Origin of the sequence: Ideonella paludis (genome assembly GCF_018069865.1) — a bacterium.
Lineage (GTDB): Bacteria > Pseudomonadota > Gammaproteobacteria > Burkholderiales > Burkholderiaceae_C > Ideonella > Ideonella paludis.
On the sequence record NZ_JAGQDG010000005.1, the window covers coordinates 218,255 to 236,253 of the forward strand.

At 61.2% G+C, this 17,999-nt stretch carries 13 protein-coding genes; 11 read left to right on the top strand and 2 right to left on the bottom strand.

What is annotated here, in order from left to right; all coding sequences use genetic code 11:
* The first annotated feature begins 124 nt into the window (after positions 1-124).
* The 8 genes from secE to rpoC all read left to right on the top strand — a co-directional run bounded on the left by secE (position 125) and on the right by rpoC (position 12,542).
* Positions 125-511: a preprotein translocase subunit SecE gene (secE, locus tag KAK11_RS14230; protein WP_210809852.1), complete on the top strand. Its 387-nt coding sequence runs from the start codon at positions 125-127 to the stop codon at positions 509-511.
* Between the two features lie 45 nt (positions 512-556).
* Positions 557-1,138 carry a transcription termination/antitermination protein NusG gene (gene nusG, locus KAK11_RS14235; RefSeq protein ID WP_210809853.1) on the top strand — a complete coding sequence of 194 codons (582 nt, stop codon included), beginning with the start codon at positions 557-559 and terminating at the stop codon, positions 1,136-1,138.
* 168 nt (positions 1,139-1,306) lie between these two features.
* The gene (gene rplK / locus KAK11_RS14240; protein WP_210809854.1) at positions 1,307-1,738 is read left to right on the top strand and encodes a 50S ribosomal protein L11; all 432 of its coding nucleotides are present in this window, start codon (positions 1,307-1,309) and stop codon (positions 1,736-1,738) included.
* 1 nt (position 1,739) lies between these two features.
* On the top strand, positions 1,740-2,438 hold the full coding sequence (gene rplA, locus KAK11_RS14245) for a 50S ribosomal protein L1 (protein ID WP_210809855.1): 699 nt from the start codon (positions 1,740-1,742) through the stop codon (positions 2,436-2,438).
* A gap of 317 nt (positions 2,439-2,755) precedes the next feature.
* Positions 2,756-3,283: a 50S ribosomal protein L10 gene (gene rplJ, locus KAK11_RS14250; RefSeq protein WP_210809857.1), complete on the top strand. Its 528-nt coding sequence runs from the start codon at positions 2,756-2,758 to the stop codon at positions 3,281-3,283.
* Positions 3,284-3,334: 51 nt separating this feature from the next.
* The gene (gene rplL, locus KAK11_RS14255; protein ID WP_210809858.1) at positions 3,335-3,715 is read left to right on the top strand and encodes a 50S ribosomal protein L7/L12; all 381 of its coding nucleotides are present in this window, start codon (positions 3,335-3,337) and stop codon (positions 3,713-3,715) included.
* Positions 3,716-4,043: 328 nt separating this feature from the next.
* Positions 4,044-8,165, top strand: a complete 4,122-nt coding sequence (rpoB, locus tag KAK11_RS14260; protein WP_210809859.1) for a DNA-directed RNA polymerase subunit beta — start codon at positions 4,044-4,046, stop codon at positions 8,163-8,165.
* A gap of 156 nt (positions 8,166-8,321) precedes the next feature.
* The gene (gene rpoC / locus KAK11_RS14265) at positions 8,322-12,542 is read left to right on the top strand and encodes a DNA-directed RNA polymerase subunit beta' (protein ID WP_210809860.1); all 4,221 of its coding nucleotides are present in this window, start codon (positions 8,322-8,324) and stop codon (positions 12,540-12,542) included.
* An 87-nt stretch (positions 12,543-12,629) separates the two neighbouring features.
* On the opposite strand, the gene KAK11_RS14270 is transcribed toward rpoC, so the two are convergent.
* A complete protein-coding gene (locus KAK11_RS14270) occupies positions 12,630-13,124 on the bottom strand; it encodes a putative toxin-antitoxin system toxin component, PIN family (RefSeq protein ID WP_246498954.1) in 495 nt (164 codons plus the stop codon).
* Positions 13,121-14,200, bottom strand: coding sequence for a LacI family DNA-binding transcriptional regulator (locus KAK11_RS14275; protein WP_246498956.1), 1,080 nt, complete (start codon positions 14,198-14,200; stop codon positions 13,121-13,123). Before KAK11_RS14275 ends, KAK11_RS14270 begins: the two co-directional genes overlap by 4 nt.
* A 406-nt stretch (positions 14,201-14,606) precedes the next feature.
* On the opposite strand from KAK11_RS14275, the gene rpsL reads away from it, so the two are divergent.
* The 3 genes from rpsL to fusA all read left to right on the top strand — a co-directional run bounded on the left by rpsL (position 14,607) and on the right by fusA (position 17,831).
* Positions 14,607-14,984, top strand: coding sequence for a 30S ribosomal protein S12 (rpsL, locus tag KAK11_RS14280; protein WP_210809861.1), 378 nt, complete (start codon positions 14,607-14,609; stop codon positions 14,982-14,984).
* Between the two features lie 196 nt (positions 14,985-15,180).
* A complete protein-coding gene (gene rpsG, locus KAK11_RS14285; RefSeq protein ID WP_210809862.1) occupies positions 15,181-15,651 on the top strand; it encodes a 30S ribosomal protein S7 in 471 nt (156 codons plus the stop codon).
* A gap of 77 nt (positions 15,652-15,728) precedes the next feature.
* Entirely contained in the window at positions 15,729-17,831 is a 2,103-nt protein-coding gene (fusA, locus tag KAK11_RS14290; RefSeq protein WP_210809864.1) for an elongation factor G, read from the top strand.
* Positions 17,832-17,999: the final 168 nt, after the last annotated feature.

Sequence of the window (17,999 nt, forward strand, 5' to 3'; positions counted from 1 at the left end):
GATGCAGCCCCGGCCCTGACAGCCAGCCCGCAGGCGAAATGCCCCGCGGGCTTTGCTGCTGTTGGGACTTTGTCGTCTGAGGTGATGTGCGCCTTGGGTGGCAAAGGGAAAATGTCAGGAAGTCATGTCCACGAACACGCAAGTCGAAACCATCTCTACCGGCGCTGATAAGGCCAAGCTGGCCGCATCTGTGGTGCTGGTGCTGGGTGCGATCACCGCCTTCTACCTGCTGAATGGCAAGGACATGTGGATGCGGGTGGCCGTGTTGCTGGTCTTGTTGGCCATGGCGGCGGGTACCTTCTTTGTCTCTGACATGGGCAAGCGCCTCATCGCCTACGGCCAAGAGTCGGTGCGCGAAGTCCGCAAAGTGGTGTGGCCGACCCCCAAGGAAGCCGGTCAGATGACGCTGTATGTGTTCATCTTTGTGGTTTTGATGGCCCTGTTCCTGTGGCTGACCGACGTGACGCTGAGTTGGATCTTGTACGACCTGATCCTGGGCTGGAAGCACTGATCACGGTCTCTCGACGTCACGCACACTAGAAAAGGACTCTTCAGCATGAGCGAAACCATTGCCAATGAAGCCGGTGCCGCAGCACCCGCCTCCAGTCCTCTGCGTTGGTATGTGGTGCATGCCTACTCCGGGATGGAGAAGGCCGTGGAGCGCAACCTGCGCGAGCGTATTGACCGCGCGGGCATGCAGTCCAAGTTTGGCCGCATCTTGGTCCCCACCGAAGAAGTGGTCGAACTGAAGAACGGCAAGAAGTCGGTCACCGAGCGTCGTTTCTTCCCCGGCTATGTGCTGGTCGAGATGCTGATGGACGACGAGTCTTGGCACTTGGTCAAACACACCTCCAAGGTCACCGGCTTTGTGGGGGGCGCCAAGAACCGTCCCGCGCCGATCTCCGAAGCGGAGGTGATGAAGATCGTCAACCAGATGCAAGAAGGCATCGAGAAGCCGCGCCCCAAAGTGGAGTGGGAAGTTGGCGAGTTGGTGCGTGTCAAGGAAGGCCCGTTCACCGACTTCAACGGCGCTGTCGAAGAAGTCAACTACGAGAAGTCCAAGGTTCGGGTATCGGTCACCATTTTTGGTCGCGCCACGCCCGTCGAGCTGGATTTCTCCCAAGTCGAGAAGGTCTGAAGCCAGTCTTCAGGCCTGCGGCTGAAGCCCGATAGGGTGGAGGTCAAAGGATTGAGCAGTCAGCGGTGTTGACCGACCCGGCACCGCTGATGAAGTTTGAAACGGGTCATTTGACGAGGAGCCGAGGCGGCGCAAGCGGCCTAAGCGTTTGTACTCGAGGAGCCAATCATGGCAAAGAAAATTGTCGGCTTTATCAAGCTGCAAGTCCCGGCCGGCAAGGCCAATCCTTCCCCTCCTATCGGCCCGGCGCTCGGTCAGCGCGGTCTGAACATCATGGAGTTCTGCAAGGCCTTCAACGCCCAAACTCAGGGCATGGAGCCTGGCATGCCGATTCCGGTGACCATCACCGCTTTCGCAGACAAGAGCTTCACCTTCAAGATGGGCACGCCTCCCGCGACCTATCTGATCAAGAAGGCCATCAAGCTGGACAAGGGTTCTGACAAGGCTCACCTGAACAAGGTTGGCAAGATCACCCGCGCTCAGCTCGAAGAGATCGCCAAGTTGAAGATGAAGGACCTGACGGCTGCCGACATGGACGCCGCAGTCAAGACCATCGCCGGCTCTGCCCGTTCGATGGGTGTGATCGTTGAGGGGGTGTGAGATGGCAAAGCTGACTAAAAAGGCCAAGGCCCTGCAGGGCAAGGTTGACAGCCTGAAGCTGTACTCCATCACTGACGCTCTGGCGCTGGTCAAGAGCTGCGCAACCGCCAAGTTCGATGAGTCCATCGACGTGGCCGTGCAGCTGGGCATCGATGCCAAGAAGTCGGACCAAGTCGTTCGCGGCGCTGTCGTGATGCCTAACGGCACCGGCAAGACCAAGCGTGTGGCGGTGTTCGCCCAAGGCGCCAAGGCTGAAGAAGCCAAGGCTGCTGGCGCTGACGTCGTGGGCATGGAAGATCTGGCTGAGCGCGTGAAGGCTGGCGACATGCCCTTCGACGTGGTTATCGCCTCGCCCGACACCATGCGTATCGTCGGTACCTTGGGTCAGATCCTGGGCCCCCGTGGCCTGATGCCTAACCCCAAGGTGGGCACGGTGACTCCGGACGTCGCCACGGCTGTGAAGAACGCCAAGGCAGGTCAGGTGCAGTTCCGCGTTGACAAGGCCGGCATCATCCACGGCACCATCGGCCGTCGCTCGTTTGACGACGACAAGCTGGTGGGCAACTTGGCCGCTCTGCTGGACGCTCTGAACAAGGCGAAGCCCGCTTCGTCCAAGGGTGTCTACCTGCGCAAGGTGGCCGTGTCGTCGACCATGGGTGTGGGCGCACGCGTCGACATCTCGTCGGTCAACCCGGCCTGATTTTGAATACTGTCAGCACGGCCGTCTTGACGTGCTGACAGCTCATGGTGGTGGAGTCTGGGTCGCAAGACCTGGCTTTCGCCATCCAAGACCGCTGGTGACTGCTGCTCTCGGGCGGCAGTCTTAATCGGTGGCCTGAGGCCCGCTTCAGGCGTCCTGCCAGCGCAGATGGCGTCCACGCCGTGACGATGATTCTCTGAGAAAGCCCCTCGTGGTGAATTTGGAGCGTGATTCGGAAACGGTTAGGTCGCTGAACCCCCGGTGTGTCCACCGAGCCCGCAAGGGCCACGGAGGCACGTTTTTGTGAGGAGTAGACCTTGAGTCTCAACCGCAACGAGAAGGCGGCCGTGATCGAGGACGTGGCAGCGCAAGCCGCCAAGTCCCAGACCCTGGCTCTGGCCGAGTACCGTGGCCTCACCGTCGAAGCCTTGAACAAGCTGCGCGTCGAAGCGCGTGCCAAGGGTGTGTATCTTCACGTGCTGAAGAACACCCTGGCGCGTCGTGCTGTCGCTGGCACCCCGTTCGAGGTGGCGTCGGAGAGCATGGTCGGTCCGCTGATCTACGGCTTTTCTGAAGACGCTGTTGCCGCGGCCAAAGTCATTGCTGACTTTGCCAAGGGCAACGACAAGCTGGTCATCAAGGGCGGCGCCTATGCAGGCAAGGCTTTGGATGTCGATGGTGTGAAGGCCTTGGCGTCTGTGCCGAGCCGCGAAGTGCTGCTGTCCCAGATCGCTGGGCTGCTCAAGTCGCCGGTTCAGCGCATGGCTGCTGTGCTGGCTGCACTGTCTGAGCAACGTGGTGGCGCTGCAGAGGCTCCGGCCGCTGCTGAAGCTCCTGCCGCTTGATCGCCTACAGCTTTTCCCAATTCACTGAATCAAACAATCGAGGTAACTCAAATGGCATTCGATAAAGACGCCTTCCTGACCGCCCTGGACAGCATGTCTGTCATGGAACTCAACGACCTGGTCAAGGCCATTGAAGAGAAGTTCGGCGTGTCCGCTGCTTCTATGGCTGCTCCCGCTGCTGGCGGCGCTGCTGGCGGTGGCGCTGCTGCTGCTGAAGAGAAGACCGAATTCAACGTCGTGCTGCTCGAAGCCGGCGCGAACAAGGTGGGCGTGATTAAGGCCGTGCGCGAGCTGACCGGTCTGGGCCTGAAGGAAGCCAAGGACTTGGTCGACGGCGCTCCGAAGAACGTCAAGGAAGGCGTTGCCAAGGCTGACGCTGAAGCCGCTGTCAAGAAGCTGGTGGAAGCCGGTGCTAAGGCTGAACTGAAGTAATTCAGTCCGCTGTCAGGAGGCTGGGAGTCCCCCAAAGGGCTCCCGGCCTTTTGTGCTTTCAAGCACAAATCCCTGCGAGAGCAGCTGGAAGCCCCGTGCGTCATAATGCCGGGTTTTCCAAGTGTTCTCTGATCCGACTGCAGAGGAACAGGTTTGGTCGGACTCCGGTGCAACGCCGGGGTTGTCCGCCAGCGGTTGGTAGTGGCCAACCACCAAGCTTTCAGGCCGTCCAAAAGCGGACTCCAGCCTGCATAAGCCAGTCGCCGACGAGGCGTTTCCGCCAACAGGCCCTAAGGAGCCTTTGCGGGCCGTCGCTACGGAGTGTTCAATGGCGCAAGCATCCCCCTACAGCTATACCGAGCGCAAGCGTATTCGCAAGAGCTTCGGCAAGCGCGAGAGCGTTCTCAACGTCCCTTACCTGCTCACCATGCAGCAGGTGTCTTATGTGGCCTTCCTCCAGAAGGACACCCCGCCCGCACTGCGCAAGCCTGAGGGCCTGCAAGCTGCCTTCCTCGCCGCATTCCCGATTGTTTCGCACAACGGTTTTGTGGAGATGAAGTTCATCGAATACAACATCGCCAAGCCCACGTTCGACGTGCGCGAGTGCCAGCAGCGGGGCTTGACCTACGCTGCAGCCGTGCGAGCCCGCCTGCAGATGATCATCTATGACCGTGAGGCCCATCCGGCCAAGGTGGTCAAGGAGATCAAGGAGCAAGAGGTCTACATGGGCGAAGTGCCCCTGATGACGGACTACGGCTCTTTCATCGTCAACGGCACCGAGCGCGTCATCGTCAGCCAGTTGCACCGCTCGCCGGGCGTGTTCTTTGAGCACGACAAGGGCAAGACCCACTCCTCGGGCAAGCTGCTGTTCTCGGCTCGGATCATTCCTTACCGCGGCTCTTGGCTCGACTTCGAGTTCGACCCCAAGGACATCCTCTACTTCCGAGTGGACCGCCGCCGCAAGATGCCGGTCACCATCCTGCTCAAGGCCATCGGCCTGCAGCCGGAAGCCATCCTGGCCCACTTCTTCAGCAATGACAACTTCCGCCTGATGGACACCGGCGCGCAGTTGGAGTTCGTGCCTGAGCGCATGAAGGGTGAAGTGGCTCGCTTTGACCTGACCGACAAAGAAGGTAATGTCATTGTCGAGAAGGACAAGCGCATCACCGCGCGCCATGTGCGCCAACTGGAGCAGTCGGGCACCAACTTCATCTCGGTGCCGGAAGACTTCCTGGTCGGCCGCATCGTGGCTCGCAATATGGTCGACGGTGACACCGGCGAAATCATTGCCAAGGCCAACGAAGAGCTGACCGAGTCCCTGCTGAAGAAGCTGCGCTCGGCCGGTCTGAAGGACCTGCAGTGCCTGTTCACCAATGAACTGGACCAAGGCGCTTACATCAGCCAGACCCTGGCCCAAGACGAGACCGCAGACCAACTGGCTGCGCGTGTCGCCATCTACCGCATGATGCGCCCTGGCGAGCCGCCCACCGAAGACGCTGTCGAAGCGCTGTTCGGTCGTCTGTTCTACAACGCTGACACCTACGATCTGTCGCGCGTCGGCCGCATGAAGTTCAACGCCCGCGTGGGCCGCGAAGTGCCGGAAGGCCCGATGACCCTGACCAACGAGGACATCCTCGACGTGGTCAAGATCTTGGTCGAGCTGCGTAACGGCCGTGGTGAGGTGGACGACATCGACCACTTGGGCAACCGTCGTGTGCGTTGCGTGGGCGAGCTGGCTGAGAACCAATACCGTTCTGGCCTGGCGCGTATCGAAAAGGCCGTGAAGGAGCGTTTGGGCCAGGCTGAAACCGAAGCCCTGATGCCGCACGACCTGATCAACTCCAAGCCCATCTCGGCGGCCTTGAAGGAGTTCTTCGGCGCCTCGCAGCTGTCGCAGTTCATGGACCAGACCAACCCCCTGTCGGAAATCACGCACAAGCGTCGTGTTTCCGCACTGGGCCCGGGCGGTCTGACCCGCGAGCGCGCAGGATTTGAAGTGCGTGACGTGCACCCGACCCACTACGGTCGTGTCTGCCCGATCGAAACGCCTGAAGGCCCGAACATCGGCCTGATCAACTCCTTGGCGCTGTACGCTCAACTGAACGAGTACGGCTTCTTGGAGACGCCGTACCGTCGCGTGGTCGATGGCAAGGTGACCGACCAGATCGACTATCTGTCGGCCATCGAAGAAGGCAAGTACGTGATCGCTCAGGCGAACGCGACCTTGGGCAAGGACGGCCAACTGACCGACGAGCTGGTGTCGGCCCGTGAAAACGGCGAATCCGTGCTGCTGTCGCCCGAGCGCGTGCAGTACATGGACGTGGCCCCCGCGCAGATCGTCTCGGTGGCGGCTTCGCTCGTGCCCTTCCTGGAGCACGACGACGCGAACCGCGCATTGATGGGCGCCAACATGCAGCGTCAAGCTGTGCCGACCCTGCGCCCCGAAAAGGCCTTCGTGGGTACAGGCGTGGAGCGTGTGGCGGCTGTGGACTCGGGCACCGTGGTGACGGCGCGCCGGGGTGGCGTGGTCGACTACGTGGACACCAACCGCATCGTGATTCGCGTCAATGACGCGGAGACCGTGGCCGGTGAAGTCGGCGTGGACATCTACAACCTGATCAAGTATCAGCGTTCCAACCAGAACACCAACATTCACCAGCGCCCCATCGTGCGCCGCGGTGACCAGGTTGGCGCGCGTGACGTCATCGCTGACGGCGCGTCCACCGACCTGGGCGAGTTGGCGCTGGGCCAGAACATGCTGGTCGCCTTCATGCCCTGGAACGGCTACAACTTCGAAGACTCGATCCTGATCTCCGAACGCGTCGTTGCCGAAGACCGCTACACCTCGATTCACATCGAGGAACTGGTGGTCATGGCCCGTGACACCAAGCTGGGCAGCGAAGAAATCACCCGCGACATCCCCAACCTGTCCGAGCAGCAACTGGCTCGCCTGGACGAGTCGGGCATCGTCTACATCGGTGCGGAAGTCAACCCCGGCGACGTGCTGGTCGGCAAGGTCACGCCCAAGGGTGAAACCACCCTGACGCCTGAAGAAAAGCTGCTGCGCGCCATCTTCGGTGAGAAGGCGTCCGACGTGAAGGACACCTCGCTGCGTGTGGACCAAGGCACCAGCGGCACCGTGATCGACGTGCAAGTCTTCACCCGTGAAGGCATCCAGCGTGACAAGCGCGCTCAGCAGATCATTGACGACGAACTGAAGCGCTTCCGACTGGACCTGAACGACCAGCTGCGCATCGTGGAGGCGGACGCCTTCGACCGTATCGAGAAGCTGCTGGTGGGCCGCGTGGCCAACGGTGGCCCGCAGAAGCTGGCCAAGGGCACGGCGCTGACCAAGGACTACCTGTCATCCATCGACAAGTTCCATTGGTTCGACATCCGCCCGGCTGAAGACGATGTGGCCAACCAGCTGGAGTCCATCAAGAACTCCCTGGAGCAAACCCGTCACAGCTTCGACCTGCTGTTCGAAGAAAAGCGCAAGAAGCTCACCCAAGGCGACGAGTTGCCGGCGGGCGTGCTGAAGATGGTCAAGGTCTACTTGGCCGTCAAGCGCCGCTTGCAGCCCGGTGACAAGATGGCCGGCCGTCACGGCAACAAGGGCGTGGTCTCCAAGATCACCCCGATCGAAGACATGCCTTACATGGCCGACGGCACACCGGCTGACATCGTGTTGAACCCGCTGGGCGTGCCCTCGCGGATGAACGTGGGTCAGGTTCTGGAAGTGCACCTGGGCTGGGCCGGCAAGGGCATTGGCCAGCGCATTGGCGACATGCTGCAGCAAGAGGCCGCCGTGGCCGAGCTGCGCAAGTTCATGGATGAGCTGTACAACCAATCCGGTGGCAAGAAGGAAGACCTGAGCGCTTTGTCCGACACGGAAGTGCGCGAAATGGCCGCCAACTTGGCCAAGGGCGCGACCTTCGCGACGCCGGTGTTCGACGGCGCCAAGGAAGAAGAAATCCGCGGCATGCTGAAGCTGGCTTACCCGGATGACATCGCGGCCAAGAAGGGCCTGACAGCCACTCGCACCCAGGCTTACCTGCATGACGGCCGCACCGGCGAGCGCTTCGAGCGCCCGACCACCGTGGGCTATATGCACGTGCTGAAGCTCCACCACTTGGTGGACGACAAGATGCACGCCCGCTCGACGGGGCCCTACTCGCTCGTCACGCAGCAGCCGCTGGGTGGTAAGGCGCAGTTCGGTGGCCAGCGTTTCGGTGAGATGGAAGTGTGGGCCCTGGAAGCGTACGGCGCTGCCTACGTGCTGCAGGAAATGCTGACCGTCAAGTCCGACGACGTGAATGGCCGTACCAAGGTGTACGAGAACATCGTCAAGGGTGAGCACTCGATCGACGCCGGCATGCCGGAATCGTTCAACGTGCTGATCAAGGAAATCCGGTCACTTGGTATCGACATCGAATTGGAGAAGAACTGACTTGTCAAAGCCGCGCCATGCGTCGTTGAAGGGTGGTCGGTTGCATAGCGCTGCCGAATGTCCCGATGAAGGGCCCTCCCTCTCGCCTAGCCTGGCGCACCTTTGCCGGCGTCATTTCCCTGCCAACGCGTTGAGTACCTCATTTAGGAGAAAGCCATGAAAGGCTTGTTAGACCTCTTTAAGCAGTTCACCCCGGATGAACACTTTGATGCGATCAAGATCGGGCTCGCGTCGCCCGAGAAGATCCGCTCGTGGTCGTTCGGCGAGGTGAAGAAGCCCGAGACGATCAACTACCGTACCTTCAAGCCCGAGCGTGACGGCTTGTTCTGCGCCAAGATCTTTGGCCCGATCAAGGACTACGAGTGCTTGTGCGGCAAGTACAAGCGCCTGAAGCATCGCGGCGTGATCTGCGAAAAGTGCGGCGTTGAAGTCACCCAGACCAAGGTGCGTCGTGACCGCATGGGTCACATCGACCTGGCCGCACCTTGCGCCCACATTTGGTTCTTGAAGTCGCTGCCGTCACGTCTGGGCCTGGTGCTCGACATGACCCTGCGCGACATCGAACGCGTGCTGTACTTTGAAGCGTACGTGGTGGTGGACCCCGGCATGACGCCGCTGAAGAAGTTCAGCATCATGACCGAGGACGACTACGACGCGAAGCGCCTGGAGTTCGGTGACGAGTTCATCGCCCTGATGGGGGCTGAAGGCGTCAAGAAGCTGCTGGAAGACCTGGACCTGGAAGTCGAGATCGACAAGATCCGCAACGACGCCACTGGCTCCGAGCTGAAGATCAAGAAGAACTCCAAGCGCCTCAAGGTCATGGAAGCCTTCAAGAAGTCGGGCATCAAGCCGCACTGGATGGTGATGGACGTGCTGCCCGTGCTGCCGCCGGACCTGCGTCCGCTGGTGCCGTTGGACGGCGGTCGTTTTGCGACCTCTGACCTGAACGACCTCTATCGTCGCGTCATCAACCGCAACAACCGTCTGGCTCGTCTGCTGGAGTTGAAGGCCCCTGAGATCATCGTGCGCAACGAAAAGCGCATGCTGCAGGAAGCCGTGGACTCGCTGCTGGACAACGGCCGTCGTGGCAAGGCCATGACCGGCGCCAACAAGCGCGCGCTGAAGTCCTTGGCCGACATGATCAAGGGCAAGAGCGGTCGTTTCCGTCAGAACTTGCTGGGTAAGCGGGTCGACTACTCGGGTCGTTCCGTCATTACCGTGGGCCCGACCCTCAAGCTGCACCAGTGCGGCCTGCCCAAGCTGATGGCGCTGGAGTTGTTCAAGCCCTTCATCTTCTCGCGTCTCGAGGCAATGGGCATTGCCACCACCATCAAGGCGGCCAAGAAGGAAGTCGAATCCGGCACGCCGGTGGTCTGGGACATTCTTGAAGAAGTCATCAAGGAACACCCGGTCATGCTGAACCGTGCGCCCACGCTGCACCGTTTGGGCATTCAGGCGTTCGAGCCCGTGCTGATCGAAGGCAAGGCCATTCAGCTGCACCCGCTGGTCTGCTCGGCCTTCAACGCCGACTTCGACGGTGACCAGATGGCCGTTCACGTGCCGCTGTCCATCGAAGCGCAGATGGAAGCCCGCGCGCTGATGCTGGCCTCCAACAACGTGCTGTTCCCCGCCTCGGGTGAGCCCTCCATCGTGCCGTCGCAAGACGTGGTGCTGGGCCTCTACTACGCGACCCGTGAGCGCACCAATGGCAAGGGCGAGGGCATGGTCTTCTCCGACACCGTGGAGCTGCAACGCGCGCTCGACAACGGCGCCGTGGAAATCACTGCCAAGATCAGCGTGCGTCTGGTCGAGTGGACCAAGGACGCCAACGGTGAGTTCCAGCCCGAAACCAAGTTGGTGGAAACCACGGTCGGTCGTGCGCTGTTGTCGGAGATCCTGCCTAAGGGGCTGCCGTTCTCGAACATCAACAAGGCGCTGAAGAAGAAAGAAATCTCGCGCCTGATCAACACCTCCTTCCGCAAGTGCGGCTTGAAGGAAACCGTGGTGTTCGCCGACAAGCTGCTGCAGTCGGGCTTCCGTTTGGCCACGCGTGCCGGCATCTCCATCGCCGTGGACGACATGCTGGTGCCGCCGCAAAAGCCCGCTCTGATCGAGCGTGCTGAGAAGGAGGTCAAGGAGATCGAGCAGCAGTACGTCTCGGGCCTGGTGACCGCCGGTGAGCGCTACAACAAGGTGGTGGACATCTGGGGCAAGACCGGTGACGAGGTCGGCAAGGTCATGATGTCCCAGCTCTCCAAGGAAAAGGTCCAAGACCGTCACGGCAAGGAAGTCGACCAAGAGTCCTTCAACTCCATCTACATGATGGCGGACTCCGGCGCCCGCGGCTCTGCAGCGCAGATTCGCCAGTTGGCTGGTATGCGGGGTCTGATGGCCAAGCCTGACGGCTCCATCATTGAGACGCCGATTACCGCGAACTTCCGCGAAGGCCTGAACGTTTTGCAGTACTTCATCTCCACCCACGGTGCTCGTAAGGGCCTGGCGGACACGGCGTTGAAGACCGCGAACTCCGGCTACCTGACCCGTCGTCTGGTGGACGTGACCCAAGACTTGGTGGTCGTTGAAGACGACTGCGGCACCGAGCACGGCTTTGCCATGCGTGCTTTGGTCGAGGGCGGTGAAGTCATCGAGTCGCTGCGCGACCGTATCCTGGGCCGTGTCACGGCCGTGGAAGTGCTGCACCCCGAAACCCAGGCCTTGTTGCTGCCGGCCGGCACCATGCTGGACGAAGATACCCTGGATGTGCTCGAAGCCGCTGGCGTCGACGAAGTCAAGGTCCGCACACCGCTGACCTGTGCCACACGCTTCGGCCTGTGCGCTCAGTGCTACGGCCGCGACCTGGGCCGTGGTGGCCGCGTCAACACCGGTGAAGCGGTGGGCGTGATCGCTGCGCAGTCCATCGGTGAGCCGGGTACCCAGCTGACCATGCGGACCTTCCACATCGGTGGTGCGGCTTCGCGTGCGGCCATTGCATCCAGCGTGGACGCGAAGTCCGATGGTTTCATCGGCTTCAACCCCACCATGCGCTACGTGACCAACGGCAAGGGCGAGTTGGTGGTGATTTCGCGTTCCGGCGAAATCATCATCTCCGACCAGCACGGCCGTGAGCGTGAGCGTCACAAGGTGCCTTATGGCGCGGTGCTGAACATCAAGGCGGACCAGCAGATCAAGGCTGGCACGGTCTTGGCGAATTGGGACCCGCTGACTCGACCCATCATCACCGAATTCGCTGGTAAGGCGCAGTTCGAGAATGTGGAAGAGGGCGTGACCGTGGCCAAGCAGTTGGACGAGGTCACTGGTCTGTCTACCTTGGTGGTGATCGACCCGAAACGCCGTGGCGCTGCCAAGGTCATTCGCCCGCAAGTCAAGCTGCTGGACGCGGCCGGCCAGGAAGTGAAGATCCCCGGCACCGACCACTCGGTGACCATCGGCTTCCAAGTCGGCTCGCTGATCCAGATCCGCGACGGCCAAGACCTGGCGCCTGGTGAAGTGCTGGCACGTATTCCGGTTGAAGGTCAGAAGACCCGAGACATTACCGGCGGTCTGCCGCGTGTGGCCGAGCTGTTCGAAGCCCGCTCACCCAAGGACAAGGGCGTGCTGGCGGAAATCACCGGCACCATCTCCTTCGGTAAGGAAACCAAGGGCAAGGTTCGCTTGGAGATCACTGATCCGGAAGGCAACAAGCACGAAGAGCTGGTGCCCAAGGAAAAGAACATCCTGGTGCACGAAGGCCAAGTGGTCAACAAGGGCGAATTGGTGGTGGACGGCGCGGCCGACCCGCAAGACATTCTGCGCCTGCTGGGCGTGGAAGAGTTGGCGCGCTACATCGTCGACGAAGTGCAGGACGTCTACCGTCTGCAGGGCGTGAAGATCAACGACAAGCACATCGAGGTGATCGTTCGCCAGATGCTGCGTCGGGTTCAGATCGTCAATGTGGGCGATTCGTCCTACATCTCGGGCGAGCAAGTCGAGCGCTCCGAGCTGTTCGACACCAACGACAAGCTGCGTGCCGAAGGCAAGGTGCCTGCCACCTACCAAGACGTGCTCTTGGGCATCACCAAGGCCTCGCTGTCGACCGACTCCTTCATCTCGGCGGCTTCCTTCCAGGAAACCACCCGCGTGCTCACCGAGGCTGCCATCATGGGCAAGCGCGACGAGCTGCGTGGCCTGAAGGAAAACGTCATCGTGGGTCGTCTGATCCCTGCCGGTACCGGCATGGCCTTCCACCAGGCTCGCAAGGCCAAGGAAGAGATGGACGACACCGAGCGCCGCGCCATCGCGATGCAAGAAGCGCAAGAGTTGGCCTCTGCCCAGCTGGCCAGCTTGGACGCTGAAGGTTCGGACAGCAGCGAAGGCTGATGATCCCCCGGGCCCGGTGACGACTGGGCCTGTCCATCCGCAAAGGGAGCCCTCGGGCTCCCTTTGTTCTTTCTGGTCGCTTGAGCGCTAGGCGTCCGCTGCGTGGACGTGGGCGGTGAGCCCGGGCCAGTGTTCGGGCGTGGTGATGGTGACGCCGTGAGCTGCGGCGCGGCGGGCCAACTTCAGCAGGGCTTTGTCGCGGCTGATCAGCCAGCGTGCCTGCTGAGCCAGCGCCAAGTCAATGAACTGCTGGTCGCTGGGGTCGCTGCAGCGCAAGCGCGGCAAGTCTTCGCTGCTTGGCGCGGGGACCACCCGGGCCTGCTGCCAGCGCTCGGTGTCCAGCAGCACCGCTTGGCGGGCCGCTTCAAAGCGCACTGGCTGTGGGCGAGCCAGCACGAAGCGCAGCTCGTCCAACATGCTGGCGCAAACCACCCATTGCAGCTGTTGAGCCGCGAGTGCTTCGCCAATCGGCGCCCAAGCCGGATTGCTAAACACCCAACCGTCCAGGATCACATTCGTGTCCAGAACAATCCGAGGCAGGTCTAGATCGGCGTCTGCGCCGACGTCCGCAGCCTCACTCAAACGCTATGCCCTGTGCTGCGGCTGGACTCGCGCTGCACCAACTCGGTGGGCAGCTGAATCGGCGCGACCTTCTGCCCCTTCATCAAGGCCACAAGGGCTTCCACCATGACCACCCCGGCACGGTCGATCGACTGGCGCACCGTGGTCAGGGATGGGTGGAGGTGGCGAGCCAGTTCCACATCGTCATAACCCACCACAGGAATGTCTTGCGGCACCTGCCGCCCTTGAGCGCGCAGGGCGTTGATGGCGGTCATGGCCAACAGATCCGAGCAGGCAAACAGGCCGTCGACGGGGGGTTGAGTGGCCAGGTAGTCGTCGATCATTGGGCGAGCCAGATCGGTGGCGAAAGGGGCCTTCAACAAGCAGCCTTCCTCGGGCTTCAGGCCTTGGGCGCGCAGGGCGTTCACAAAGCCTTCATAGCGCTGTGCCACTTCAGGCAGGTCCGTGTCGCCGACAAACAAAATGCGCTTGCAGCCCTGGGCCAAGAGGTGGGCTGTGGCCAACTCGCCGCCCGCGACGTTGTCGCTGCCCACGGTGCAATAAAGCTGGCCGGGCAGTTGCGCCCCCCAGACCACAATCGGCACGCCGCGCAGGGCCAGGGCATTGAGCTGGTCGTGGTGATGCCATTGGCCGATCAGCAACACGCCCATGGCGCGGCCGGTGTCCACCAGCGAAGCGGCGTGGTCCAGGCGCTCGGCATCCACCCGCGAGAGCAGCACGTCGAACCCCTTTTCCGTCAGTGCGTCCGCAATCGAGCCCATCAAGGCCAGAAAGAACGGGTCCGAAATGTGCTGCCGGCTTTGGGTGTCCAAGGGGATCACCAGCCCGACCGTGCGGTTCTGACCCAGGCGCAGGTTCTGGGCCCCGACATTGATGGTGTAGTTCAGCGAGCGTGCCAGCTCGATCACCCGGGCCCGCGTCTCGGGGTTCACCAACTCGCTGCCTGACAGCGCGCGCGACACGGTGGAGACGGAAACGCCCGCCAGCCGGGCCACATCGGCCATTTGCAGGCGGCGCTGTTTGGCGCTGTCGGAAGGATGGGTGGCGGGCGGGGTGGTCGGTGCGGGGCGATTCATGCCGGTCTTGAGCGGTCTACAAAGCGCTTGGAGCGCTCAGGGCGGCAGAGGGGAGACCTGCTGCCGTCAAGGGAGGCCGATTCTCACACGCGCCGCCCCAGCGCCGCCATGCGTGCAGACCTTGAGCGGAAGCGTCGGTCAAGGTGGCTGAAAACAGCGAGGCTTGCGGCTTGGGCCTGCACTACATATAATCGTCGGCTTTTCGGCAGTTTTTGCCGTGCCCATTGCTGCGCGCTATTGTGCAGCAAGAGCGGGTCAAAAACACCTAAAACCCAATCAAAACAAAGCCTTAGCGCTGTGCTGCCCATGTGGCAGTCGCCTTGAGGCTTGGCGAGAAGGGGTGAAGCGGTGCCTAGAGTGGCCGGAAAGTTTTTTAGTCGTAACTTCAAACGGGAACAAGTTACCCATGCCAACGATCAATCAGCTCGTGCGCCAAGGCCGTAAGGTCGAGGTCACGAAGTCCAAGTCGCCTGCGATGCAAAACTGCCCGCAGCGCCGCGGTGTTTGCACCCGCGTCTACACCACCACCCCCAAGAAGCCGAACTCCGCGCTTCGTAAGGTGGCCAAGGTTCGTCTGACCAACGGTTTCGAGGTCATCTCGTACATCGGCGGTGAAGGCCACAACCTGCAAGAGCACAGCGTTGTGCTCGTGCGCGGCGGCCGTGTCAAGGACTTGCCCGGTGTGCGCTACCACATCGTCCGTGGCTCCTTGGACCTGCAAGGCGTCAAGGATCGCAAGCAATCGCGTTCCAAGTACGGCGCGAAGCGTCCGAAGAAGAAGTAATGTGCCGCGCCGGCTTTTGCCGCGCTGTCTCGTTGCTGTGTCGAACACGCCAGAGTCTCAGATCTGCTGAGAGCCTGGATGTGAATTGCGGTAAGCCAAGAATTGGCCCCTGCCGAGTAAGTGAAAGATCCGCTTCAATGTGATCTTTCAAGGTGTACGGGAAACCGTCGCCAACTGAAGATGAAGGAAGAGAGAAATGCCTCGTCGTCGCGAAGTCCCCAAGCGTGAGATCCTGCCTGATCCGAAGTTCGGTTCTGTCGATCTGTCCAAGTTCATGAACGTGGTCATGGAATCCGGCAAGAAGGCCGTTGCAGAGCGCATCATTTACGGTGCCCTGGAACAGGTCGAGAAGAAGGCCAACAAGGATCCGCTGGAAGTCTTCATGGTTGCTCTGAACAACGTGAAGCCGATGGTTGAAGTGAAGTCCCGCCGCGTCGGCGGTGCGAACTACCAAGTTCCCGTGGAAGTTCGTCCTGTCCGCCGGATGGCTTTGGCCATGCGTTGGTTGAAAGAGTCCGCTCGCAAGCGCGGTGAGAAGTCGATGGCTGCACGTTTGGCCAATGAGCTGCTGGAAGCCTCTGAAGGCCGTGGCGGCGCCATGAAGAAGCGTGATGAAGTCCACCGTATGGCTGAAGCCAACAAGGCCTTCTCGCACTTCCGCTTCTGATCCACCGTTTTTCAGCCGCTCAGGGTTTCTGCTGACCCCGGGCGGCTTTCGCCGTTTCAGGCAATTGGAGTTACACCATGGCTCGCAAGACCCCCATTGAGCGCTACCGCAATATCGGTATCTCAGCGCACATCGACGCTGGCAAGACCACGACGACCGAGCGCATCCTGTTCTACACAGGCGTGAATCACAAGATTGGTGAGGTGCATGATGGCGCCGCCACCATGGACTGGATGGAACAAGAGCAAGAGCGTGGTATCACCATCACCTCTGCTGCGACCACCTGCTTCTGGAAGGGAATGGACAATTCCTACGAGCAGCATCGCTTCAACATCATCGACACCCCGGGGCACGTGGACTTCACCATTGAGGTGGAGCGTTCCATGCGCGTGCTGGACGGCGCTTGCATGGTCTATTGCGCTGTGGGTGGCGTGCAGCCCCAGTCTGAAACCGTGTGGCGTCAGGCGAACAAGTACAAAGTGCCTCGTCTCGCCTTTGTGAACAAGATGGACCGTACGGGTGCGAACTTCTTCAAGGTCGTCGACCAGATGAAGACGCGCCTGAAGGCCAACCCTGTGCCTATCGTCATTCCTATCGGCGCTGAAGAAAACTTCACCGGCGTGGTGGACCTCATCAAGATGAAGGCCATCTTGTGGGATGAGGCCTCGCAAGGCATGAAGTTCAGCTACGAAGACATTCCCGCTGACTTGGTGGAAGTGGCCAAGGAATGGCGCGAGAAGATGGTCGAAGCTGCGGCTGAAGCCACCGAAGAGTTGATGAACAAGTACCTGGAAACGGGCGACTTGACCGAGGAAGAAATCAAGCTGGCCATTCGTACCCGTACGATCGCCACCGAGATTCAGCCCATGCTCTGCGGCACGGCGTTCAAGAACAAGGGTGTGCAGCGCATGCTGGACGCCGTGATCGACTTCCTGCCCTCGCCGGTGGACATTCCTCCGGTCACTGGCACGGACGAGTCCGACAATGAAATCAGCCGCAAGGCCGATGACAACGAAAAGTTCGCCGCCTTGGCGTTCAAGCTGATGACCGACCCCTTCGTCGGCCAGCTGACCTTCGTGCGCGTGTACTCGGGCGTGTTGGCGTCGGGCACCACCGTCTACAACCCGATCCGTGGCAAGAAAGAGCGTATCGGCCGGATTCTGCAGATGCACGCCAACCAGCGTGAAGCCATCGAAGAAATTCTGGCAGGCGACATCGCTGCTTGCGTGGGCTTGAAGGAAGTGACCACGGGCGAAACCCTGTGCGATCCGGATGCCGTGATCACCCTGGAAAAGATGGTCTTCCCTGAGCCTGTGATCTCGCAGGCCGTGGAGCCCAAGACCAAGGCTGACCAGGAAAAGATGGGTCTGGCGCTGGGCCGTTTGGCTGCAGAAGATCCTTCCTTCCGCGTGCGCACCGACGAAGAGTCTGGCCAGACCATCATTTCCGGCATGGGCGAGCTGCACCTGGAAATCATTGTCGACCGCATGAAGCGCGAGTTCGGCGTGGAAGCCAACGTGGGCAAGCCTCAAGTGGCTTACCGCGAAACCATCCGCAAGACCGCGACCGACGTCGAAGGCAAGTTCGTGCGTCAGTCCGGTGGTAAGGGCCAGTACGGTCACGTGGTGTTCACCGTCGAGCCGCAAGAACCCGGCAAGGGCTTCGAGTTCGTCGACGCCATCAAGGGTGGTGTGGTTCCTCGCGAATTCATCCCTGCCGTCGAAAAGGGCGTGATCGACACCCTGCCGAACGGCGTGTTGGCCGGCTACCCCGTGGTGGACGTGAAGGTCACGCTGACCTTCGGTTCGTACCACGACGTGGACTCGAACGAAAACGCGTTCAAGATGGCTGCTTCGATGGGCTTCAAGGACGCTTGCCGCAAGGCCAGCCCCGTGATCCTCGAGCCGATGATGGCTGTGGAAGTCGAGACCCCGGAAGACTACGCCGGCTCGGTGATGGGCGACCTGTCCAGCCGTCGTGGCATGGTCCAGGGCATGGACGACATGGTCGGCGGTGGCAAGATCATCAAGGCCGAAGTTCCGCTGTCTGAAATGTTCGGCTACTCGACCACCCTGCGTTCGATGTCGCAAGGCCGCGCTACGTACACCATGGAGTTCAAGCACTACAGCGAAGCTCCGAAGAACGTGGCGGACGCGATCATTACTGCCCGCGGCAAGTAAACACACCCCCGAAGCGCCTGCGGCGCTCCCCCTCAAGGGGGCTCCGCCAGCAGCCCGGCCAAGCCGGGCTGCGGCTCCCACCAGATGGGTTGCGCTACTTTCTTTGTCTTCAGCGCCTCGCACAACGAGGTTGGCTTGCTGCCCGTGGCAGCCAAGGCTGGAGACGTT